The organism is Anabaena sp. CA = ATCC 33047 (assembly GCF_963870205.1).
Taxonomy (GTDB): domain Bacteria; phylum Cyanobacteriota; class Cyanobacteriia; order Cyanobacteriales; family Nostocaceae; genus Trichormus.
In genome coordinates, this window is record NZ_CAWMSA010000040.1 from 63,528 (window position 1) to 87,989 (window position 24,462).

General features: G+C 39.2%; 15 protein-coding genes. 10 read left to right on the forward strand and 5 right to left on the reverse strand.

Annotation, left to right across the window (positions count from 1 at the left end):
• Positions 1-10 precede the first annotated feature (10 nt).
• The 8 genes from mutL to AACS98_RS09855 all read left to right on the forward strand — a co-directional run bounded on the left by mutL (position 11) and on the right by AACS98_RS09855 (position 13,992).
• Positions 11-1,675, forward strand: coding sequence for a DNA mismatch repair endonuclease MutL (mutL, locus tag AACS98_RS09820; protein WP_066378945.1), 1,665 nt, complete (start codon positions 11-13; stop codon positions 1,673-1,675).
• Between the two features lie 359 nt (positions 1,676-2,034).
• On the forward strand, positions 2,035-2,955 hold the full coding sequence (locus tag AACS98_RS09825; protein WP_198161130.1) for a DUF4007 family protein: 921 nt from the start codon (positions 2,035-2,037) through the stop codon (positions 2,953-2,955).
• Between the two features lie 17 nt (positions 2,956-2,972).
• Positions 2,973-6,440 (forward strand): hypothetical protein, encoded by a 3,468-nt coding sequence (locus tag AACS98_RS09830; protein ID WP_066379592.1) that lies wholly within the window; start codon positions 2,973-2,975, stop codon positions 6,438-6,440.
• A 325-nt stretch (positions 6,441-6,765) separates the two neighbouring features.
• Complete coding sequence (locus AACS98_RS09835) at positions 6,766-7,566, forward strand: phosphoadenosine phosphosulfate reductase family protein (RefSeq protein WP_066378947.1); 801 nt, start codon at positions 6,766-6,768, stop codon at positions 7,564-7,566.
• A gap of 315 nt (positions 7,567-7,881) precedes the next feature.
• The gene (locus AACS98_RS09840; RefSeq protein WP_066378949.1) at positions 7,882-9,222 is read left to right on the forward strand and encodes a DNA sulfur modification protein DndB; all 1,341 of its coding nucleotides are present in this window, start codon (positions 7,882-7,884) and stop codon (positions 9,220-9,222) included.
• Between the two features lie 45 nt (positions 9,223-9,267).
• Positions 9,268-10,890, forward strand: a complete 1,623-nt coding sequence (locus AACS98_RS09845; RefSeq protein ID WP_066378952.1) for a DEAD/DEAH box helicase — start codon at positions 9,268-9,270, stop codon at positions 10,888-10,890.
• A complete protein-coding gene (locus AACS98_RS09850) occupies positions 10,883-12,709 on the forward strand; it encodes an ATP-binding protein (RefSeq protein ID WP_066378954.1) in 1,827 nt (608 codons plus the stop codon). The genes AACS98_RS09845 and AACS98_RS09850 overlap by 8 nt, the downstream gene beginning before the upstream one ends.
• A 125-nt stretch (positions 12,710-12,834) precedes the next feature.
• A complete protein-coding gene (locus tag AACS98_RS09855) occupies positions 12,835-13,992 on the forward strand; it encodes a cysteine desulfurase family protein (RefSeq protein ID WP_066378956.1) in 1,158 nt (385 codons plus the stop codon).
• 338 nt (positions 13,993-14,330) lie between these two features.
• Here the strand turns inward: AACS98_RS09855 and AACS98_RS09860 are convergent, their stop codons facing one another.
• Positions 14,331-15,695: a cytochrome P450 gene (locus AACS98_RS09860; RefSeq protein ID WP_066378958.1), complete on the reverse strand. Its 1,365-nt coding sequence runs from the start codon at positions 15,693-15,695 to the stop codon at positions 14,331-14,333.
• A gap of 151 nt (positions 15,696-15,846) precedes the next feature.
• Between AACS98_RS09860 and AACS98_RS09865 the strand changes: the two genes are divergently transcribed.
• Positions 15,847-17,139 (forward strand): cation:proton antiporter, encoded by a 1,293-nt coding sequence (locus AACS98_RS09865; RefSeq protein WP_066378960.1) that lies wholly within the window; start codon positions 15,847-15,849, stop codon positions 17,137-17,139.
• A 77-nt stretch (positions 17,140-17,216) separates the two neighbouring features.
• Here the strand turns inward: AACS98_RS09865 and AACS98_RS09870 are convergent, their stop codons facing one another.
• The 3 genes from AACS98_RS09870 to AACS98_RS09880 form a co-directional block, all read right to left on the reverse strand.
• Positions 17,217-18,305, reverse strand: a complete 1,089-nt coding sequence (locus AACS98_RS09870; protein WP_066378962.1) for a saccharopine dehydrogenase family protein — start codon at positions 18,303-18,305, stop codon at positions 17,217-17,219.
• 312 nt (positions 18,306-18,617) lie between these two features.
• Positions 18,618-20,342 (reverse strand): beta-carotene ketolase CrtO, encoded by a 1,725-nt coding sequence (gene crtO / locus AACS98_RS09875; protein WP_255362884.1) that lies wholly within the window; start codon positions 20,340-20,342, stop codon positions 18,618-18,620.
• A gap of 80 nt (positions 20,343-20,422) precedes the next feature.
• Entirely contained in the window at positions 20,423-21,181 is a 759-nt protein-coding gene (locus AACS98_RS09880) for an LmeA family phospholipid-binding protein (protein WP_066378966.1), read from the reverse strand.
• A gap of 332 nt (positions 21,182-21,513) precedes the next feature.
• On the opposite strand from AACS98_RS09880, the gene AACS98_RS09885 reads away from it, so the two are divergent.
• Entirely contained in the window at positions 21,514-22,743 is a 1,230-nt protein-coding gene (locus AACS98_RS09885; protein ID WP_231866983.1) for an L-lactate MFS transporter, read from the forward strand.
• Between the two features lie 156 nt (positions 22,744-22,899).
• Here the strand turns inward: AACS98_RS09885 and AACS98_RS09890 are convergent, their stop codons facing one another.
• Complete coding sequence (locus AACS98_RS09890) at positions 22,900-24,282, reverse strand: cytochrome P450 (protein WP_066378971.1); 1,383 nt, start codon at positions 24,280-24,282, stop codon at positions 22,900-22,902.
• Positions 24,283-24,462: the final 180 nt, after the last annotated feature.

Genomic DNA, 24,462 nt, shown 5'->3' on the forward strand with positions numbered 1-24,462 from the left:
TCATCTACCAATGACATCTACCATTCAAGCATTACCTCAAGAAGTCGTATATCTAATTACAGCCGGTGAAGTTATCGACTCTTTCGCGGCGGTGGTGCGGGAATTGGTAGAAAATGCTTTAGATGCAGGTGCGACCAGAATTATAGTATCTCTATGGCCGCAACAGTGGCGTATTCGTGTCGCAGATAATGGTTGCGGGATGAAATTAGATGATTTGCAACAAGCTGCATCATCTCACAGCACCAGTAAAATTCGCTGTAGTGAGGACTTATGGAAAATTAACAGTTTAGGATTTCGGGGTGAGGCGTTACATAGTTTAACAACTTTAGCAGATGTGGAGATTTTCAGCCGTGCCTCATCTGGGGATGTGGGATGGCGGGTAGTATATGGCGAAGGGGGGAAAGTTAAGCAAGTAGAAGCGACTGCGATCGCTCCTGGTACAGTGGTAACAGTCTCGAATTTATTCGCCAATTGTGCAGCCCGTCGTCAAGGTTTACCTGCAACAGCGCAGCAGATGAAAGCTGTACAAGCCACAATCCAAAACATCGCCCTTTGTCATCCTCAAGTCACTTGGCAAATTTGGCAAGATGAGCGTCAATGGTTCACCATCTCCAAAGCTGCCACAGTAGGGCAATTATTACCACAACTCTTACCACAAGTCAAGCAAGGCGACATCCAAGAATTAACCCTAGAAATACCCAACCCAGACAACAATCAACAATCAACACTCACATTAGTAGTAGGCTTACCAGACAGATGTCATCGCCATCGCCCAGACTGGGTGAGGGTAGCGATTAACGGCAGGATGGTAAAATCACCAGAATTAGAACAGACAATTTTGGCAGCATTTCACAGAACATTACCACGCGATCGCTACCCTATTTGTTTTCTACATTTAATTATTTCACCCGATCAAATTAACTGGAATCGCAACCCCGCCAAAAGCGAAATTTACCTCAACGAGTTGAATTATTGGCAAGAACAAATTACCCAAGCCATAAACCAAGCACTGCGTCTAAGTTCTGCTAACATCAAAGAATCAGTCCACACCACCAGAGTCAGTCAACTACTCAAAGCCGCAGAAGACAAAGGTAGTTATAACGTTAACCCGAAAAACTCCTCACTTCCCACTCCCCACGCCTTAAAAGCCGTCGCCCAAGTCAACAACACCTACATTGTTGCCGAACATTCTGGGGGAATGTGGTTAGTAGAACAACACATAGCCCATGAGAGAGTATTGTATGAACAATTGTGCGATCGTTGGCAACTCATCCCTGTAGAACCACCTATTATTCTATATCAATTATCACCAGCGCAAATTGCCCAACTGCAACGCATCAGTTTAGATATCGAACCCTTTGGTGAACAACTGTGGGCAGTACGCAACCTTCCCGCCATGTTACACCAGCGAGAAGATTGTGCAGACGCAATTTTAGAACTCAGTTGGGGAGGAGACTTACAAACCGCCCAAGTCGCCGTCGCTTGTCGCAGTGCTATCCGTAACGGTACACCGATGAGTTTACCAGAAATGCAGAAATTACTAGATGATTGGCAACGCACCCGTAACCCCCGCACCTGTCCCCACGGTCGCCCAATTTATTTATCATTAGATGAGTCAGCTTTATCGCGATTTTTCCGCCGTCATTGGGTGATAGGTAAAAGTCATGGTATTTGAAATGCGCCTACCTAATCAGATGAAAATTTTTGTAGGGTGGGCATTGCTGCTAAGTTCCTAAGACGCTTATTTTTATGTTGTTGGCTGTGCAGGGAGCGACACTGATTGATAATAGTGCAAGATATGAATTAACACGAATTTTCATTGTCAAAAGTTTTGTAATTATATTGATTTTTTGTGTACATATTTGGTTTTTCCCAAACTTAATCTAAATATTTTCAAGAAACTTCAGTAAATATATGGAAATAAAATCAGATTGTTAATTTGCTGTAATTGTCATATTTTTTAGCGCATTTAACTAATTTGTGCCATTTTTGAGGCATAATAAGCAAAATAGTTGCTTTTATATCCATGCTATCGTGATCCGAACTAAGTCAAACCTGAAAAAACAGGAAACTTCCATCAATCTAGTAAATCCCGTATTTGCTAACCATGAAACTTTTCACCCTCGTTTTGGGTGGTTAAAAAAAGGGTTTGATGCAGCCAAGAAAAATCCAGGTATTTTCTTACAGGATGATGCCCCTGTACGTTTAGGTGTTGGTAAAAATATGGTACGCGCTATTAGATATTGGTGTACCGCGTTCAAAATTATTGATAAGAATAGCTCACCAACAGCATTTGGCGAACAACTTTTAGGAAGCAATGGCTGGGATTCTTATTTAGAAAATCCGGCTTCATTATGGTTATTACATTGGAACTTGTTAAAACCTACTTGTGAAGCGGCTGCATGGTACTATATATTTAATGTTTTTCTAGATTTAGAATTTACAAAAGAAGATATTTTAGCAGGGTTAAAATATTATATAAAAACTTTCAATAAAAAAATTGCTGAATCCTCTTTGATCAAAGATGTAAATTGTCTTGTCAAAATGTATGCAACCGAGGACTTTATGAGAGACAATAGCCCAATTGAAGATTCTCTTGATTGTCCTTTTACTGAACTTGGTTTGATTCGACATTTTGGCAAAAATTATCATTTTAAAATTGGCGCAAAGACGAACTTACCAGCAGAGATTATAGTAGCTACTTGTTTAGAATATGCTAGTTGGGTAAGTCAGGGACGAGAAACCATTAATATTACTAACCTACTTTATGATGAAGGTAGTCCGGGAATGGTATTTAAACTGACGGAAAATACTTTGTGTGAGGCTATTGAGACTGTTGCTAAAGAATTTGAGATGTTAGTTCTTTCTGACACCGCCGGGTTAATTCAGTTATCTTTACCTCAACAACCAAAGATATTATCTGAAGAAATTTTAGATAAATATTATAAATTTTAAATAGAATGGATAAAATTATGACTAATAAAAAGCTATCCCATTATTTTAGTCTCCAACGTCGTTATTCTCGTTCAATTAATTTAGAAAGAGATGTAGATAGTGTGACGGCTTTAGAGGGATATGTGCTTACGAAAAGAGCAATTGATTCTCTAACACGGATATTGAAAAATTTTGATTCTGATGAAGGAAATAGAGCTTGGACATTAACTAGCGTTTATGGTACTGGAAAATCTGCTTTTGCTCACTATTTGATTTCTTTGTGTGCTAACTCACAGAATAAAATGCACATAAAAGCTTTATCCATAGCTGAAAAGAAACTAGGAAAAAATAGTGATATTTATCAATTAATTCAAGAGAAAATTAACACAAAAGGATTACTTAGGGCTGTAGCTACCGGACAAAGAGAACCAATTAGCCATACAATTATTAGGGCTTTGTCAATAGGTGTTGATAATTTTTGGACTGCTAGCCAAAAACATAAAATCAATGTTGTTAGCGAATTAGCAGATTTAGAAGTAGAAATTAATGCTGGGAGAAAAATTAAAAGCAGAAAAATTTTTGATTTGATGTTGGAATTAGCCAAGGAATCTCAAACAGGAATTTTCTTAGTTATTGATGAACTGGGTAAGAATTTAGAATATGCTGCTCATGCTCAAGCTGATGAAGATTTATATTTTTTGCAACAATTAGCGGAATTACCAAAAGATGGTAAAAATCCTATTTATGTTTTAGGTATTTTACATCAAGCTTTTACAGAATATAGTCAAAGATTAGCAACTGTTCAACGCAACGAATGGGCGAAGATTCAAGGGCGATTTGAAGATATTGCTTTTTATGAATCATCTGGGCAAATGATGAGTTTGATTGGTGAAGCTATCGACTCGTCAGCAGCAGATAATATCAAGATTGCTACTCAGACTTACTCTCAGGATTGGAGTAAGTATTTAGAACCGATAATTATAGATGAAGAAGTAACTGAGCAAGTTATACAGAAAGTTTATCCGCTACATCCTTTATCGGCTTTGGTGTTACCAAGTCTTTGTCATAAATACGCTCAAAATGACCGTTCTTTATTCACATTTTTAACCAGTAGTGAACCTTTATCATTTCGGAGTTTTTTAGAAGCAGCAACAGTTAAAGATTATGAATTACCCTGTTTGAAATTATATCAAGTTTATGATTATTTTATTGAATCTGCGGGGATGGGTTTAGCTTCTCGTCCGAATTTGCAAAGATGGGTAGAAGTTCAAGATTTGATTAATGATGCTAAACGCTTAGAAGAAGATAGTATCAGGGTACTAAAAACTATTGGGGTGTTGAACCTAATTACAGTTACAGGTTCAATGAGGGCGACAAGAAATTTAGTATCTTTAGCAATGTGCAGTTTACCGTCAGCAGCCGAGATTAATTATTGGCAAGAAATTATTGATCAACTACTAAAACAAAATCTGATTACTCATCGTCGTCAATTAGATGAATTGCGGATTTGGCAAGGTTCTGATTTTAATGTTGATGGTGAGTTAAGTACATATATAGAACAAGAGCGATCGCCTTTAGTTAAGCTGTTATCTTTCCACCGTCCTCTTAAACCGTTAGTCGCCCAACGTCACAGTTATCAAACAGGAACTTTACGTTATTTTGAACGCCATTATTTAGATAATTCCCAAGATTTAAATCAATTATCTTGTAGCAGTGTAGATGCAGATGGTTTGATCGGGTATTGGGTAGATGACGAAATTCCTCATTTTGTTCCTGCTACAACTAGCGACGGTAAACCATTGGTGATATTGAGGGCGGCTAATTTAGAAATTTTGCGAATTCGCACCCTGGAATTTGTGGCTTTAAGTAATATTAAAAGAACCGCCAAAGAATTACAAACCGATGGGGTAGCGAGAAAAGAAGTAAATTATCGGTTACAAGAAGCCGAAGGATTTTTAGATGAAACCCTGAATCAATGCTTTAGGATAGGGGAAAATCAGCAATGTTGGATTCAAGGAGAAACCGAAACACTCAACAACATTACTGATTTTAATAGTAAGCTGTCTGAGATTTGCGATCGCGTCTATCATCGTAGTCCAATTTTATGGAACGAATTAATTAACCGCCGAGATTTAACGGCTCAAGGTGTAAAAGCTAGACGCGAATTGATTCAAGCGATGTTGGAACATCAGCATCAAGAAAAATTAGCCTTAGAAGGCTATGGCCCCGAAGTCAGTATGTATTATTCTCTGTTACAAGAAACAGGGATTCACCGTCAAGAAGATGATGTTTGGGACTTTTACCCACCATTAGAAAAATCTGGCTTAAATTCTCTGTGGGAAGCAGTTGAGAATTTTTGTTTATCAGCCACCGAAAAAAGCCAAAGTTTTGATTTACTTTATCAACATTTAGCAGTACCACCTTATGGTATAAAACAGGGTGCTGTTCCCGTGATTTTAGCGGCGGTGTTGTTGTATCACGCTGATGATTTGGGACTGTATCAAGACGGGACATTTATTCCTGTATTGGGAACAGAACATTTTGAATTATTAGTAAAATATCCTGAACGGTTTGCCGTCAAGTATTTTGCAGTAGTCGGATTAAGGGCTGAAGTTTTCAAAGAATTAGAAACCATCTTACGCAATCCTCAATTTAAAACATTAGTTAAAGTGCGTAACGCCACCCTATTAACGGTGGTTACTCCTCTTTATCAATTTGTCAAAAAACTGCCTAAATATACTCAACAAACCAAAAATATTGCAGAAGAACCCAGAGCGATTTTAAAAGCATTACAAACTACTGTTGAACCAGATGAATTATTGTTTAAAGCCTTACCAGCAGCTTGTAATTTACCCCCCATTGGGACTGAAGGCGGGGATGATGGCGTGACTGCGAAAATCTTACGTACTAAATTAGTTCACGCCCTCAGAGAGATTCATACAGCTTATGATAATTTGTTAAGTAATTGTCTACAACTGATTTATGAAGCCTTTGGTGTCAGAAATCAGGAAACAAAACTCAGGGAAGATTTGCGGGTGAGGGCGAATTATTTGGCGGGAAAATGTATTGAACCCTTACTAAAACGCTTTATTCGTGCAGCATCGGATGAAACTAAAAACGATTCTCAATGGTTAGAAGCTTTAGTGATGATTGTGGCGGATAAACCTGCGGAATCATGGACTGATGATGATGCTACTGCATTTGAGATGAAATTAGCGGATGTGGTGCGACGGTTCAAAAATCTGGAAGATTTGCAAAAGGATGTAGCCGCTAAAGGTGAAGGTTTTGAAGCCAGAAGAATCACCATGACTCGTCCTGATGGCGAGGAAATCCATCAAACGGTATGGGTGGATTATGGGAGAGAATCGGAGGTTGAGAAGATGGTTAATAGAATTATGGCAGATTTACCTGATGATCAGCAGTTACAACAAGCGATTTTAGCAAAGTTGAGTGAACGGATTTTAAATCCTGATTTGGGAGATGTGGTTACAGATACCGTTTCTTGATGAGGATGCACTTTATTCTGTACTGTAGAGACGTTTGTTGCTTTTTGGTATGGATGATTTAATGGTAACGCTTGCAACTCGATAATTGCTTGCGACTGTACGCTTCCCCTACCTAAAAGACTGCGCCTAATTTCTTTAACCTAAGCTGCGGCTGAAAGTGATTTATGTATAAAAGCTTAATAGGCTAGGTTAAAAAAACCTAACCAAAGCAGTGATTTTACTGAATTTTGCAATATTTGTTTAAAAAGGCTACACATTATGTTTTGCTCTTTGCTAAGATATTAGCACTGTTAATACGCTTACCAAAAAGCACTAACTAATAAGGATGGTAGAGAGCAAAGTTAGACACATTTTAGGGCTGTCTGGGGGAAAGGATAGCACAGCTTTAGCGGTATTACTGCATAAGGAAATTCCAGAGATGGAATACTTTTTTTGTGATACCCATAAAGAATTACCGGAGACTTACGAATACCTTGACCGGATTAAAGCACGTTTAGGGATTAAAATTCATTATCTCAGTGAAACACGAGGCTTTGACTATTGGCTAGCGATTCATGACGGTTTATTACCTTCACCCCAAAGGCGTTGGTGTACCGCCAAGATGAAAATTAAGCCTTTAGAGGATTTTGTGGGAGATGATGAAGCTATTAGTTACATTGGCATTCGTGCTGATGAAAACCGTGATGGGTATATCTCCACTAAACCTAATATTAAACCCGTGTTTCCCTTTAAAGAAAGGGGTTTAGTTAAGGCTGATATTATTCGGCTTTTAGAAGAAAGTGGAATTGGACTCCCTGACTATTATCGCTGGCGCAGTCGCTCTGGGTGTTTTTTCTGTTTCTTCCAACGCAAGTATGAATGGGTAATGTTAGCGCAGGAACATCCTGATTTATTTCAAAAGGCTGTTGAGTATGAAACTAATCATGCTGATGGGCGTACCTATACCTGGACAGATGGGGAAAGTTTATTGCAACTTCTAGCACGTAAAGATGAAATTATTGCTCAACATGAGAAGTCAATGGCTAAAGAACAAAAGGCTGCTCCTAATCGTCCTTTATATGAATCATTAGAAAAGATTTTAGGACAAGAAGATGATGAATTACCTTGTTTAATGTGTTATTTATAGTTTGATTTTTATAGTGAATTTAAATGGCAAACATAGTATTTAATAAAAAATTATTAATAACAATTATAGGTGATAGTTTAGAGTAGCTTAAACTGTAAAAAAATGTTTTCCACGGGAAATATATTAAGTTCAGTACAAAATTAGTATTTTTTCAATAAATGCTGTATTTAGCTATTTTTTAGTTGCTAATAATTATCAAAATTTATGTTTATGCAGTATAGAAGGATATCTTGATGAGTTTTAAACCTCGCTTCCAATAAAAGTTTCTGGGGAATAGCTTTCGACTAATTACTACTTCCAAATAGGAGAAAAATAATGGCAGATTATGTTCCCGCATTAAAAGCTCGTATGGGTGATTGGCAATATTATGTAACAGTTATGAAGCTTGGTAAAATTGCTCGTGAATGCCGGCTTGCAGAAGAAATTCATGTCAACAAAGATTTAGATGAGTTAATTCAAAGAGAAATACAGGATCGAGTTAAAAAAGAGATGGTTCCTTATCTTTTAAATGAACCTCAGCGATTTTATGGAGCATTAGTTGTAGCTGTTTATGGGGGAGATCCAGAATTTTCAACAGTTCGAGTAGCTGAACATCAATTAATAGATGACAGAGATCGAGCTAGCTATGGTTTTGGTTTACTACGTTTTGACGGTAGCCAAATTTACTATGCTTTAGATGGTCAGCATAGACTCAAGTCAATACAAGAAGCGATTGCTAAAAATCCAGACCTCGCTCAGGAAGAAATTAGTGTAATTATTCTTAAACATGAGCAAACAAAAGAAGGTTTAGAGCGAACAAGAAGGTTATTTTCTACACTTAATCGTCGGGCGAAACCTACATCATCAGGCGTTAATATTGCTATTGACGAAGATGATAGTGTAGCTATTATTACTCGCAGATTAGTTAAAGAAAATGAAGTTCTTAAGGGATTAGTTTTAACTAGCTTAGGTTCTAAGCAAATAAACCCAGCTAAATCGCATGACCCTTATATTACCACGCTTGCTGCTTTTTATGAAACTAATGAAATTTTGCTTAGTGCTTATAATGGTGGTCTAGAGATTGATAAAAACTTTAAGCAATTCAGAGCTTCTAATGATGAGCTTGATGCTTACTATAATTTTTTAGAAAATCTTTGGATGCTAATGCTAGAAAAATGTCCTGGGTTTGAATCTATTTTAAAAGGAAGAAAAAAGCCTGGTGATATTCGTAAGCGTATCGACTCGGACGGAATGCTAGTTTTAGATGATGCTGGAAAGCCGATATCAGGAGGAAATGTTTTTGCTCGTCCTATAGGTCAATTTATTATTGCTGAAGTAATTAAATTAGCTTTAATTCAAGGGAAATCAATGGAAGACACAATTGAAGCAATTATGGCTAATGTAACTATGAATATTGATGGCTCTCCTTGGGTTCGAGTTATTTGGAATCCTTCAACGCAGAAAATTATGGGTACTAAGTTTGAAAGACAATTGTTAGCATCCATTATCAGTCATTCTCTAGGATTAAAAATCAAGACTAAAGTGCGAGATTTGAAGCAAAAATATCGTGATACAATTGAGGATCAAAAAGCCTCTTTGCTATCACCTATAGAATGGGTTGGTAATTATAATAATAGTTTGTATGAAACAGAAGAAAGTGAATTAATAGAAACCTAATAAGGGTAAAGCATTTCTAGATTAATAAAAAATGAAAGGTGTTAATTGAATTTCAATGATTTACTATCAAAGGCAGATGAAGAAACACTACAACAACTTTTGGGTAGTGCAACTTTTCAGTTGCTTAAACTCTTAGAACCTAATTTAGCTCATCCCAGTAAACTCAGAGAAATTCTCTTAACCCTTCATACACCAGAAGAACTATTGTTATCTAAAGAAAAGCGAGATTTATTATTTGATTTAATTAGCCCAGAACAAGCAAAAATACTCGCAGTTGTATTAGAAGCACCTGTAAATCAAGACCCATATCAGGCATTAAAAAAAATTAAAATAAGCGGTGTTTCAGAAAGTAAAAAATATCTCTTTAACTTTTTTGAAATACCCCTTAACTCTAGAAATCAGAATACAATTGCAACACCGACAATTATTGAAAATACTCCCAAATATCCTTTATTTACACACCAACGCCACGCAGTTAAACAAGTTAAAAACTATCTTAGTAAAGAACCTCGTCGTGTGCTTCTTCATCTTCCTACAGGTGCAGGTAAAACCCGTACAGCAATGAATATCATTGCAGACCACCTGAGAAACAATGAACCTACTTTAGTAATTTGGTTAGCATATAGTGAAGAACTTTGTGAACAAGCCGTTACAGAATTTCAAAAAGCATGGGATAGTTTAGGCGATCGCACCATCTCAGTCTATCGCTTTTGGGGTAGCCATGAGTTAGACTTAGCACAAGCCCAAGATGGCTTAGTAGTAGCAGGATTAGCGAAAGTTTATCACGCCACTAAAAAGAGTATTCACTTTATTAATCAATTGGGTGTGCGTTGTTCATTGGTAATTATCGATGAAGCCCATCAAGCAGTAGCCGAAACCTATAAACTCGTCTTAGATGCTTTAGTTATACCCTACGAAAAAACCGCCTTATTAGGTTTAACCGCCACACCCGGAAGGACTTGGGCTGATATTAACACCGATGCACAACTAGCTAAATTTTTCGCCCGGCAAAAAGTTACTTTAGAAATACCAGGTTATGACAACCCAATTGATTATCTCGTTGATCAACAATACCTAGCTAAAGTTAATTATCGTTCCTTATTTTACGAAACTGGGATTGAACTAACTCCCCAAGACTTGAATCGGATTAATACAGAATTAGAAATACCTCAATATATCCTCAATCGGTTAGCAGCAGACGAACAACGCAACCTCCGCATTATTCTAGAACTAGAAGCACTCGCCCAACATCATCAACGGATTATCGTGTTTAATACCTGCGTTGAACACACGCGACTCATTGCTGCAATTTTGCGTTTCCGGGGGTTGAATGCTGATGCGGTGACAGGAGATACCCCCAAATCAGAAAGAGAAAGTATAATTCAAAGTTTTAAAGACGAACAACCGCAAACCAAGATTTTATGTAATTACGGCGTTTTAACCACTGGATTCGACGCACCAAAAACCAGTGCAGCCGTTATCGCCCGTCCTACTAAATCCCTTGTTCTCTACAGCCAAATGGTAGGACGCGCGATTCGCGGACTCAAAGCTGGGGGTAATGCTACCGCCGAAATTGTCACGGTTGTAGATAGTCAACTACCGGGTTTTGATTCAGTAGCATCAGCCTTTCACAATTGGGAAGACGTTTGGAGGAAAACCCATGAATAACGCCCATGACATCGTACCGACTCACCTGGCAGTGCAAGCAATGCGGGATAACGGCTATAAAAACGCCGCCTATGCGATCGCCGAACTAATGGATAATGCAATTCAAGCTGGTGCATCACAGGTAGAGTTATTGTGTGGTGAAGGAAAACAACAAGTAGAAGGAAGAAGGCGATCGCGCATTGAACAGATAGCAGTGTTAGATAATGGTTGTGGTATGGATGCTAACGTTTTGCGTCTAGCCCTGCAATTTGGCAATGGTACATATTTAAATCCAGATAAACACATTGGAATTGGTCGTTTTGGAATGGGTTTACCATCTTCCTCGATTTCCCAATGTCAACGAGTTGATGTGTGGTCATGGCAAAATGGTATAGAAAATGCACTGCATAGTTATCTAGACTTAGAAGAAATCAACAATCGTCAGATGACCGAAGTACCAGAACCCACAGCTAAACCAATGCCGATGATTTGGACAAAAATCGGTCAAAATTTTGGTGACAGTGGCACATTAGTAGTTTGGTCAAAAATAGACCGTTGTATTTGGCGAACCGGGAAAGCAATTATTGATAATTCGGAATTTGTGATTGGGAGAATGTACCGCAAATTTATTAATATCGGTCGAGTCAAAATTCGCATGGTAGCATTTGATGTAGATGCTTTATATAACATAATTCTAGAAAAATATGCCCTACCCAATGACCCTGGTTATCTCATGGAAAAAACTTCATGTCCGCAACCATTTAATAATCAGGCAATGTTCCGACCTTGGGAGGGAGATACATCCTACGAAGCTATTTATACTATTAACTTTAAAGACAAAGAACATGATGTAAAAGTGCGATTTTCTTACGCCAAAGAAGAAGCCCGTCAAGCCGAACCCGGAAAAAATCCCGGCAGTTTGCCACATGGACAACACGCAGCCAAAAACGTAGGTGTTTCTGTAGTGCGTGCTGGAAGAGAATTAGAATTAGACCAAAACCTAGTCAATAATTACGACCCTACAGAACGTTGGTGGGGGATTGAAGTAGAATTTCCGCCATCACTTGATGATATTTTTGGAGTGACAAATAACAAACAATCAGCCCGAAATTTTGGCGAGATTTTACAATTAAATATCGAATCTTTATTAGAAGAAGGAAAAACAGTCTCGCAACTAAAAGAAGAATTACTTCAAGATGAAGATCCAAAACTACCTTTATTAGAATTAGCTTATAAAATTAAAAGCCAACTCAGTCTGATTCGTCGCTTAATCAAAGCCCAGACAAAAGGCACTCGCACCACAGAAAAACGCCATATACACGACCCGTATAAACCCGAAAAAGTAGCCACTACTGTGACTCAAGAAAGGAAATCTCAGGGTTACAAAGGTAAAAGTGATGCAGACGAAGAATTACCCAAACAAGAAAGAAAACAAGCCATTAAAGAAACATTAAAAGAAGAAGGCGTTACAGAAACTAAAGCCGAATTATTAGCAGCTACCACAGTAGATGATGGCTTAAAATATACCTTCGCTGAAGCACCTCTAGATACTCCGGCCTTCTTCTCAGTTAAACCGAGAGGTGGAGCAATTATTGTCACCTTAAATACTAATCATCCCGCTTATCAAAACTTAGTAGAAATACTAGAAGAAGATGTAGATCAAGCCGATATAGATGCTTTACGTTCACGGTTGATGAACTCATTAGATGGACTAAAACTACTACTAATGGCATGGGCAAGATACGAGGATGAACAACCAGATGGTAAACTCAAAGATAATGCTCAAGATACTCGCATTGATTGGGGGAGAGTCGCCAGAAGATTCTTAGAGAATGAGTGATATTAATTCTCACGCAGAGACGCAGAGAATTTCAGGAGTGTTTATAATACATTTTGATAAACTCAAAAAAAACTCTGCGTTCCTCCGCGTTGCCTCAGCGTGCCTCTGCGTTTAAAAAAAGAAAAATGACTAAACAAGAAAAACTCATCTATCTTGACTACCATTCTACCACACCCATTGACCCCAGAGTAGCAGAAAAAGTCATATATTATATAACCACTGGTTTTGGTAACGCTAATAGCGTAGATCATATTTATGGAGATGCAGCAGCGCAAGCAGTTAAACAAGCCCGTCAACAAATAGCTGAATTAATCAACGCTTCTCCCAAAGAAATTATCTTTACTTCTGGCGCGACAGAAAGCATTAACTTAACAATTCAAGGACATATTGCTCAACAGCAAACTCCCGCCAAAATCATAGTTTCCCCAGTGGAACACAAAGCGGTTTTAGATACCTGTAAAGCATTAGCTAAAAAAGGACTGGTAGAAATTATTTGGTTAAAAGTCAACCAACAAGCGCAGATTGATTTAGAACATTTAGAAAAAGTCTGCGCTGGTGGTGCTTCCTTGCTGTGTGTGATGGCGGCTAACAATGAAGTCGGGACAATTTACCCAAGCGAAAAAATTGGGGCGATCGCCTCATCCTACCATATACCTTACTTATGTGATGCATCCCAAGCCATCGGTAAAATTCCCCTAAACTTTCAAGACTGGGGTATTACCTATCTAGCTATTTCTGGACATAAAATCTATGCACCTAAAGGCGTAGGTGCATTAGTAGTGAAAAAAGGCTATGATATTCAACCGATGATTTACGGTGGTGGACAACAACAGGGTATCAGATCCGGTACACTTAATGTCCCCGGAATCGCGGGTTTAGGGGAAGCTTGCAAACTGAGACAATTAGAAATGGAAGGAGATGAAAGTGCGATCGCAATTTTGCGAGATCAACTACAAAACCTACTCCAAGCAGCAATTCCCGACTTAGTAGTTAACGGAGACTTAAACAACCGTTTATCAGGTAACTTGCATATTTCTCTCCCCAACATTCCTAATAGTGCCATAATTGCGAGAATTCGCCACCAATTAGCTATTTCTACAGGTGCAGCTTGTTCATCAGGAGTGATTGCACCATCTCACGTTTTACAAGCGATGAATCTATCTGAGAATATCATCGAGGGAGCCTTAAGAATTAGCATTGGTAAATTTACAACCCCAGCAGAAATTGAAACAGCATCATCTCTATTAATCAGCGCAGTCAAGAAAATTCATCAACTTGTCTAAGCCAAGACTCACGCAACTGGCATATTAGTAGAGTGCATCAGATATCAACCATAAGTTTATTGACAACATTTAAGCAGTCTGACGCACCCTACAAAACTGAAAATAACCCTTTTCACAGCACCTCTGGATACTCCGACTTTTTTCTCAGTAAAAATGTGTAATATGAATTCTCACACAGAGGCGCAGAGAGTCGATATGATAATCCTCTGCGTTCCTCCGCGTTCCCTCCGCGTACCTCTGCGTTAAAAAAAAATAAAAAAATGACTACACAAAAAATCTCACTCAACGTCAGGCGAAGCACAGCCAACAACGTAAGCAATGCCCACCCGACAAAAATTCTACACCTCAACCGGACTTTTCACATTTTGCCGTTGTCCAGTTGCAATCAACCACCTACCACCAGAAGGTGCTAAAGTCACACCTCGACGGATAGGTTTAACTGGATAATTCTCCACCAACGCCAAATCGAGATGTGACAACACCGTTGCTAATACCAACTTCATTTCAAACAAAGCAAACGCCATACCCAAACAACGCCGACTACCACCACCAAAAGGTAGATATTCATAAACTGAATATTGCTTTTCTAAAAACCGTTCTGGCTTAAATTGCTCAGGTTGGGGATATAAATCTGGACGACGATGAATTAAATAAATGCAACCTAATAACATTGTTCCCGGCTCAAATTGATGACCCATAATTTCTATAGGTGACTTAACAATGCGCGGGATAGTAATCATAGCGATGGGATAAATGCGGAGTGTTTCTTGACAAACCGCCGTCAGATAAGGAAGGCGAGTAATGTCATTGAAATCTGCATTGGGAAAACTATCTAACTCTGCTAATAGTTGTTCTCGCACTGAGGGTAGATGATGAATCCAGTATAAAGCCCAAGTCAAGGCAGAAGCTGTAGTTTCATGACCTGCGACTAACAAAGTCATTAATTCATCACGTAATTCTACATCAGTCATCGGTTCGCCATTTTCATCACGTGCTGACATCATCAAAGAGAGAATATCGGTACGAGATGGGTCTGGGTTATCTCTGCGTTCTTGGATTTCTGCATACAGTAGTTTGTCAATTTCTTCCCGTTGACGTAAGAAATTCCCCCAAGGACTCCAGCGACCTAAATCTACACGCAATGCTGGGATAAATGATATAGTGGAACGCAAGGCAGAAGAACTTAATTCTAAGAGAGAACACAAACGTTTTTGTAACTGTGTGTAGCGTTCACCTTCATTGAGTCCAAACACTGCTTTTAAAATTATTCGCAGTGTGATTTCTTGCATGGCATCACGCACCGAAAAAGCTGTACCCAGTTGCCAATTACTGATGACATCTTTGGTGATGTTGGTAATAATATCACCGTAAGCCTTCATGCGATCGCCATGAAAAGGGGGAGTTAACAACCGTCGTTGGCGTTGATGCGTTTCACCCGAAAGTAATAGTAACGAGTTATCCCCTAGCAACGGTTGTAAAATTTGGGCTGAACCTCTAGCATCTATCTGTTCTAAAGGTTTGGTAAAAATCTCTTGGACTGCTTGGGGGTTACTGAGAAATACCATTGGCTGTTGGTTAGTTAGCCATAAAGTAAAACACTCCCCATGAGTTTTACCAGATGTTTCCATCAGTTGCAGTGGTTGATAAATCCACCGCCATAGCTGCATAAATTTTGGCATTTGGGGACTATCTGGAAGTGTCATAACCAATAACCTCTGAGCAATATTCCTCCTAAGCTAGCAAAATTCTCAAAAATTGGAAATATTTTTCTAAAATCTATCTATAGATAATTTATACAACCAGGATAATGCAGCTAAACTAACATAAAAATGTTGATGCTTTACACATATTTACATGATAGATGTTTATATTCTTGACCTCCTAATTATTGGGTTACTTTTACTATTTGTCACCCTAAGCTCAGGTTGGATTGCTCGCTTACCCCTTTCTTTTGCGATTATCTATTTATTCGTGGGTATTTTTCTGGGTTCTGAAGGTATCGGGCTAATACAACTCAGACAGAATGAGATATTTAACGCTAAATTACTGGAAAGGTTAACAGAATTTGTCGTCATTGTTTCTGTATTTAGCTGTGGCTTAAAAATTATTCGTCCCTGGCAATTTAGGGTTTGGAATATCACAGCTAGACTGATAGCTTTTTTAATGCCAATTTCTATTTTTGGATTGGCAATTGTCGGGAAGTTATTTTTAGGTATGAGTTGGGGAGAGGCAATTTTATTAGGTGCGATTCTTGCACCTACTGATCCGGTATTAGCTTCGGAAGTTCAACTAACAGATACTAACGACACAGATGAGTTACGCTTTGGTTTAACCTCCGAGGGTGGGTTAAATGATGCTTTAGCTTTTCCCTTTGTTTATTTTGGGCTGTATGCAATTAAAGATAGCAACTGGAACAACTGGTTTAAAGATTGGTTACTCATAGATTTAATCTGGGCGATCGCACTTGGTACCATTATGGGTTTTTTAATAGCTCAAGCAGTGGTTTGGATAGACCAAAAAGTGCAAAAAAAGCGGGCTGTTGATGCAGTTATGGAAGATTTTATCGCTATTAGTGCGATTTTATTAACTTATTCCATCACAGAAATAGTTAATGGCTATGGATTTTTGGCAGTATTTGTAGCTGGCTTATTTGTGCAGTACAGTTATAGAAATCCTCACAAACCTTTGGCACAATTAGAGTTTATTGAACGTTTAGAAAGACTCTTGGAAGTGGCAACAATTTTGTTGTTAGGTTCAATATTATTATGGCAACCAATGCTAAATTATGCCTATCAATCTTTAATAGTTATTGTTTGCTTATTTTTCATAATTCGACCCCTAGGTGCTTGGATTAGCACTATTGCTAAACGCCCTTTACACTTACAACGCCGCAGCTTTCACCCGGCAACTCGTTGGTTATTTGGTTGGTTTGGGATTCGTGGTGTAGGTTCTTTATATTATCTCGCCTATGCCTTGAGTCATGGCTTAAAAGATGAAGCTGCTGAACGAATTTCGTGGATAACTTATACCACGGTTGTAGTTTCTGTAATTGTGCATGGCATTTCTGCAACACCGTTAATGAATTGGTATGAACACAGAATTGCTAGCAAAAAATCGGCTTCTTCTACTCTGAGTGAAGTAGAATAATGTGTTTGAGTATAGAAAAATAGAAAGGTAAGGACTAAAGTCCTTACTACGAACTGTTCTGCAATATCCAAAAACTCCTACAACCAATTATATGCAATTGCAATACCTCTACTTGACATAGATTGTACAAATAAATCAGTTGGTAATGCTGATTCTACAGGCCAAACTCCTGGTTTTTTCAGCTTACCTGATAGTAACAATTGGGCTAAACTACCTGTACCAATACCAGAAGCGATCGCAGTATTTTCATGCACTAAATTTGCACAGTAAATCGCGGTTTCACCATCTTTAATTCCTGTGACTTCTGAACGTACTGCCACCCCAATACCACTAAAATTATTAGTTACATCTGTCATCAGATGGCTAACATGAGATAAAAATTCAATTGTGCTGTGACGCTGCATCAACCACTTGGGAAAAAGATGGGCAGCCATCCAAGTCAAATGATTATAAAAATCTGGAATTGAGCCAAACTTAGTTACTACAGTTTTGACGCTGGGGAAGGCTTGGGGTAATGTAAAAGTTTCTGGCATATCAAACCAGTAAACACCACTGCGGTTGTAGGGTGCGGGAAAATTAATCACTTCTCGATCACTATAGGGCTTGACAAATTGCCATTGATTATTAATCCAAGCTTGGAAAGGATATTGTAAGCCTAAAAAAGTAGTCCGCATGACTGTAACGCCAGCACCACCAGAACCACCAACCAAATAACTTAAATGTATCTTTTCTGCTTGGTCAAATTGTTCCACACCTTGGCGCACCATGCTGTTAGAAATACCAGGAAAAATTCCCGTATTGATAATAGCTGTTACCCCAGCATTTACAGCTTGTTCATGATAATTTAAAGCCTTAGTAGTAAATGAACGATGGTCACTTACATCTAAATAATTAACGCCTTGTTCAATGCAGAGTTTGAGAACATTAGCATCACGGTAATGAAACGGCCCAGCACAATGGATGACTAAATCAGAGTTGGCGATCGCCTGCCGCAACTTGTCAACCTCAGCCAAGTCTAACACCAGAAACGGCAAGCCCAACTCCCTATCCGTCTCTGGGGAACGTCCCGTGATAGTAATTTTTGCTGACGTGTGGGTAGCGATATCCTGGGCGACACTCCTACCTATCCGCCCTCGTCCTCCAAGAATTAATACGCGGTCTGTCATCACTCCACTATGAGCAACAATACCTCTATTTGACCAGTTTTTTGGCACGTTGACATCAGTTACAAGTATGACTTGGCTATTGATTATGCTAGGGAGAGGTAATACCAATTCAAAATTCAAAATTCAAAATTAAGAAATATAGATATCACAAGGGTTTGCGCGTGTCTATCTGTCGCATTCTTTTTTCAAATTGGTATAAGATACTTAAAAGTAGGGTGCGTCAGTACGAGAAACCCTAGCCATACCAAGAAAATCTTCATACTGACGCACCCTACTAACAGTCAATTTGGACAATTTATTTTTTGGTACTCCTTAACCAATACCAAACACAGACCCGACCGTTGACTTAATCGAATCCCGTGCATCTTTAAGTGTCTGGGTAATGGGGTGTTTATTCTGTAAAAATACCCGCGCACAATTGCGTCCCGGCATTCCTGAAATTGAACCACCTGGATGTGTTCCTGCACCCGTTAAAAATAGATTATCAATTGGGGTTTTGTAATTAGCTATTTCTGGTAAGGGGCGGAAAAATACCATTTGATCTAATGTCATATCAATGTGGTAATAATTTCCTTTGTACGCGCCTAGTCTTTCACCTAATTCTGCGGGACTTTCCACACGCCGGGCAATGGTGGCTGTTTTCACATTAGGGGCATAAGTTGCTAACTTATCCACAACTCTGTCTGCAACTTGATTTTTTAATTCATCCGTCCAACCAGTACCTTTTAAACCCGTACCTTCTGCGCCAGCAATTTGATAGGGGGCAAAAAATTCAATCCATACAGTATGTTTACCTGGAGGTGCTAAAGTGGGGTCAAGGAAACTGGGCATGACTACATACATCGATGGGTCTGAGTCAGGAATCTCTCCCAAGGTACATTTACTGTGTGCTTGTTCAACATGGGCTACGGAATCTGCAATTAAAATTGACCCCACTAAATACTCATCTTTGTGGGCGTGGTAGGGAAAACGCAGAGGTTCATTTAAAGCCAAGTCAATTTTCAGGATGGTTTCGTTATTATTAACGATACGGCGTTCCAATCTTTCCCATAAATTGGGGTCGGCTGCATCAACATCGCTTTTATCTGTCATTTGTAAAAACAACCGCTTGGCATCAATATTAGATATTACTCCATATTTAGCCCGATATTCAGTCCCACCAGCCACTCTTACACCCACAGCTTTACCATTATCAATTAAGACTTTTTCTACCTGCTGCTCTGTGAGAATTACACCACCTTTAGAGGTAACTAGCTTGACCAAAGCTTGCACTAATGCGCCAGTACCGCCACGAGGTCTAGTCATACCGGGGTTGTGACGCATAGCCATCATAATCGCACCAATGGCGATAGTTTTTTGAGATGGTGGTGCGCCCAGTTCTGATGCTAGTCTAGCTAGGGGTGCTTTGAGAAATTCCGAATCAAACCACTCGTTGAGTAAATCCTCAGCACTGGTCATCATATTACGTACAAAGTCCAGTGTCTTGGATGGAGAACCAATCACAGAAAACAAATCTTTTAATTTGGTGATGTCGTAGTTACCCGCGATATCCATCACTGATTTTGGGGGTGCATTAAACATGGGAATCATTGCACCTATCGCCCGTTGCCAATATTCTGTAAATTCGGCGTATTTCTGGGCATCGCGTTCACTATAACGGGCTATCTCTGCACAGGTCTTTTCTAGGGACTTATGGCCTAAGAAATATTTACCATCTGGATGGGGACAGAAAACAACCGGATCACATTCTAAATATTCTAGACCATATTTGGTTAATTCTAATTCTTCCACCACTGGGCCTAGATGAATAAATTCGTGATCAATGGCGCACAGGTTAAACTTAAATCCTGGTGCTTCTTTTGGTAAACATTCTTCTGTCGTGGCTGCACCACCTGGAACAGCACGCTTTTCTAGCAGCAGGACGCTATAGCCAGCTTTGAGCAAATATGCCGCGCACACTAGCCCGTTATGTCCAGCACCGATAATTACTACATCATACTCTTGCATATCTTTTATTTTAGAATAGAGTGGCTTGATAATCTTACAAAGCGTCAGCCGAAATTACAACCTGGAGAATTAGTTAAAAAATGAGTTCACCATAAATAATAATGATATAATTAATTAGCTAATTCCGTCACAGAATCAGGTACTTGATTCACATTTGCTGCTACTAAAAGAATTAAAGTTTCTTTTTTCGCTTCCAGGCTTTTGATACTTAATTTCGTATCTTCCCATTGCAAATAAGGTAAGTTTGTCAGTTCTTGGAATTTTTGCATCAAAGACACAATGAAGGCTAGAGAAACACCTTCCCCTTCAGTACAGTTAAATCTTTCTAACCTAATGGGATGGGAGGGAGTGCGGGGTCGAAACATGGCTGTAAATCCCAATGGGCGACTATTGTGATTTTCTTGTAGTTGCACTTTCCCCTGCAATTCAATTTGACCATTACCAGGTAAAATTATCTGCATTTGGTGCAAAGTAAAATTTACAGGTTTTCCTGCCACATCTAACTGAAAATTCTGCACTAACTTCCGAGAAAATGGGGAATTTAGGGCATTGTTAATATCAGAAGCTGTCAGGGTAACACGAGCGATGAAATTTACAGGTTTGTTAAGTTTAATCTGCCCAAAAATAGCTGGCAATGGATTAATATCAATACTATCTGTTTGTAGTTTGATTTCTTGGACACGAATATTCTGTTTAGTTACTAATCCTTGTCCAGCAAATGTCATAGCATCGGCTTGTCCTTGCACTATTTTTAAAATATCAGTTTCTACATAAATATCAATTTGTTCTGCCTCTTCTAGCTGATTAGATATACTTCTTTCAGCTACTTGTGAGATAATTTGCTTGTCTAAACTTGGTTGGTCTGACATGAATACATAGTTTTCCAATTTACTATTATTAGTAACTGTAAACGGTAACTATCTCTGAGCGAATCTATAACATGGTATATATCTGAATATTTAGTGTTAGTAGGGGCAGGTTCACCGAGGTCATCATTAATATTTAATGCGCTTTTTCAATCTGCCTTTATGTTAATAATTATTCCTGAATTGTTGAAACAGTCAACTATCTGTGGCTGTTCATGCTGAGAAGTTGACATTAACCTGGCGAAATATTGATCAAATTATTTTAGAATCTAAAAGGTGAGATACTGATAAAAAAATATTTCTATTAGTTGATGCAAAAGATGCAACTTTTTGGTATGTCAGCAGAAAAGGGCAGATGGTTGCTTATTCCCCTGGGTGCAACTGTTTTACTCTGCCTTGGTACTGTGTACTCCTGGAGTATTTTTAGAAAACCCCTGGAAACATTACTGGACATTAATGCTACAGAAAGCCTGTTACCGTTTACGGTGTTGTTAGTGTTTTATGCCATATTCATGCCAATTACTGGCTTTTACATCAACCGCTTCGGTAGTCGTGTAGTCACGGCTGTTGGTGGTGGAATTATGGGACTGGGTTATATTTTGTCTAGTCTGAATGGCAATTTACAAATGCTGACTTTTACCTACGGCGTGATAACAGGTGTGGGCGTGGGTATAGCTTACGGAGTACCTTTAGCAGTTGTAGCTCAATGGTTTCCTGATCAGAAAGGTGTTGCGGTTGGTTTAACTGTCATTGGTTTTGGTCTTTCGCCGTTAATTACAGCACCTTTGGCAAAATCACTTATTGATAGTTATGGAGTGCGGCAAACTTTTGTGATTTTAGGTATAGCTTTTACAGTTATCATTTTAGCGATCGCCACCTTATTAAAAACACCCCCAAAAGACTGGAAACCAGCAGGTTTGAACTCTGAAGTTTCAGCCCAGAGAAATACATCTATTAACACTCAAACACCAATACTGCAAACTCCAGCATTTTACGGTTTGTGGCTATGCTACACCCTTGGCACATTCTCAGGACTGGCTGCAATTGGGATTTCTAGCCCTTTAGCTCAAGAAATTATTAAACTAGATGAGGCAACAGCAGCAAGTACAGTTTCCTTATTTGCAGTGTTTAATGCTGTAGGACGGTTATTTTTTGGGTGGCTAACTGACCGCTTTAGTCCTAAACTGGGGGCAATTGTCTCCTATACATTAGTATTAATTGCTTCGTTAATCATGCTCAAGGCTGGGGCAGGTGCTGTAGCTAGTTATTTAGTGGCGTTTTCCCTATTTTACTTTTCTTTTGGGGGATGGTTAGCGATCGCACCCACCACTACCTTAATCTTATTTTCCGCCGCCGACTATGCCAAAAATTACGGTATCGTCTTTACAGCTTACGGTGCAGGTGCTTTAGGCGGCACTTTGCTAGCTGGCAGAATTAGAGATATCTTCGGCAGTTACACAGTTTTCTTCTATCCGACGACAGCATTAGCAATTTTAGGTATTATCTTAGCTGTCTTCATGCTCAAACGTAGTTACTCTAACTCTACTGCCAGCCCTGTTAATTAGGGTTGGGGACTGGGGACTAGGGACTGGGGGAGAAAAACTTTTACCAATGACTAATGTACGGGCGGGTTTACTAAGAATTCTCATGACTCTACAAATTATTTGGTAAACCCGCCCCTACTGACTAATGACTAATGCCCCATACCCCATGCCCCATACCTAAACAGTCGTAGTTTCTAAACTCCGAGACTTGATGAAACGCTCGCTCTTAACTACCATCTGAATAGGACGGTTTGGCCCGGTGACTAAACCACGACGCTGGGGTTTAACTTCTGAGTGATCAGCTAAATCTAATTCTCGCATCGTTAAAATTTGAGCGATCGCCAGTTTCATTTCCCATTGGGCAAAGGCTAAACCAATACACCGTCTCGCACCTCCGCCAAAAGGCAAGTATTCGTAGGGTGAAAACTGTCTTTCTAAAAAGCGTTCTGGTTTAAATTGCTTTGGTTCTGGGTATAAATCTTCCCGTTGGTGAGTTAAGTAAATAGAACCCATAACTGGTGTACCTGATGGCAATTCATAACCACCGACAGTGATAGGTGTTTTCACTCTTCTAGGAAAAGTGAGCATCCCCACAGGGTAAATTCGCAAAGTTTCCGAGCAAACCGCAGTCAGATAAGGTAATTTAAAAATCGTATTTGCGTCTGGGTTATCCCCTAAACTATCCAATTCTTGTAGAAGTTTTTCCTTAACTTGTGGTAATTTATGAATCCAGTACATAGCCCAAGCGATACCTGTGGCTGTAGTTTCATGACCTGCTACCAACAGAGTCATCAGTTCATCTCTTAATTCTTGGTCGGTCATCGGTTGACCTTCTGTATCCCTAGCATCCATAAGTAAACTGAGGATATCTGTACGAGATGCGTCTGGATGTTCTCGACGTTCTTGAATTTCTTCATACATGAGTTGGTCGGCTTGTTGCTGGAGTTGTTGTTGTTCTCCCCAGACTTTTATCGGCCCAAAATCTCTTTGTAAAGCAGGGAAATACAGCGCAGCCACACGCCATAAAGAACTACCAGTTTCCAAAATTTCCCCTAAAAGTTGTTGGAGTTTTTCGGCGCGGACTCCTTTATCCAGACCAAACACAGCTTGCATAATTACCCGCAGGGTAATAGCTTGGCTAACAGTACGAATATTAAAAGGTTGACCTACTGCGTATTGGCTGATAACTTGAGCAGTAACGTCGTTAATGGTTTCACTGTAGCCACGCATTCTTTCACCATGCAAAGGCGGCATGAGTAACTGCCGTTGACGCTGGTGTTCTGCACCACTGAGACTAATTAAAGAACGCTTGCCCAGCAAACCTTCAAATAGACTATTTAAATCTCCTGGTGCTTCTAGTTCCTTGGTATCGTGACTCAAAACCTGCTGTAAGTCTTGGGGGTTGCTGATAAAGACTATCGGAGGCAGTTTTTTATCCAACTTAAGGGCGAAAACGTCGCCATAGCGTTTAGTACACTCCTCCATGTAAGGCATAGGACGAACAACCCAATTGAGCATTTGTAAAACTGCTGGGGTGTTTGGAGTTTTAGGTAGGTGCATAAAAATTAGTGTGAATGTATATTGTTATTTTTACTTATATTGTTGCGCGTTGGGGACTGGAAGGGACTGCTCATCAAACAAGTCAAAAGCCTTCGCGTCAGCGTCACATAGTGAAGAATTCTGGGGAAAAATTATTGAATTTTGAATTTTGAATTTTGCGAAAAGTTCTGTAGGCGGGTT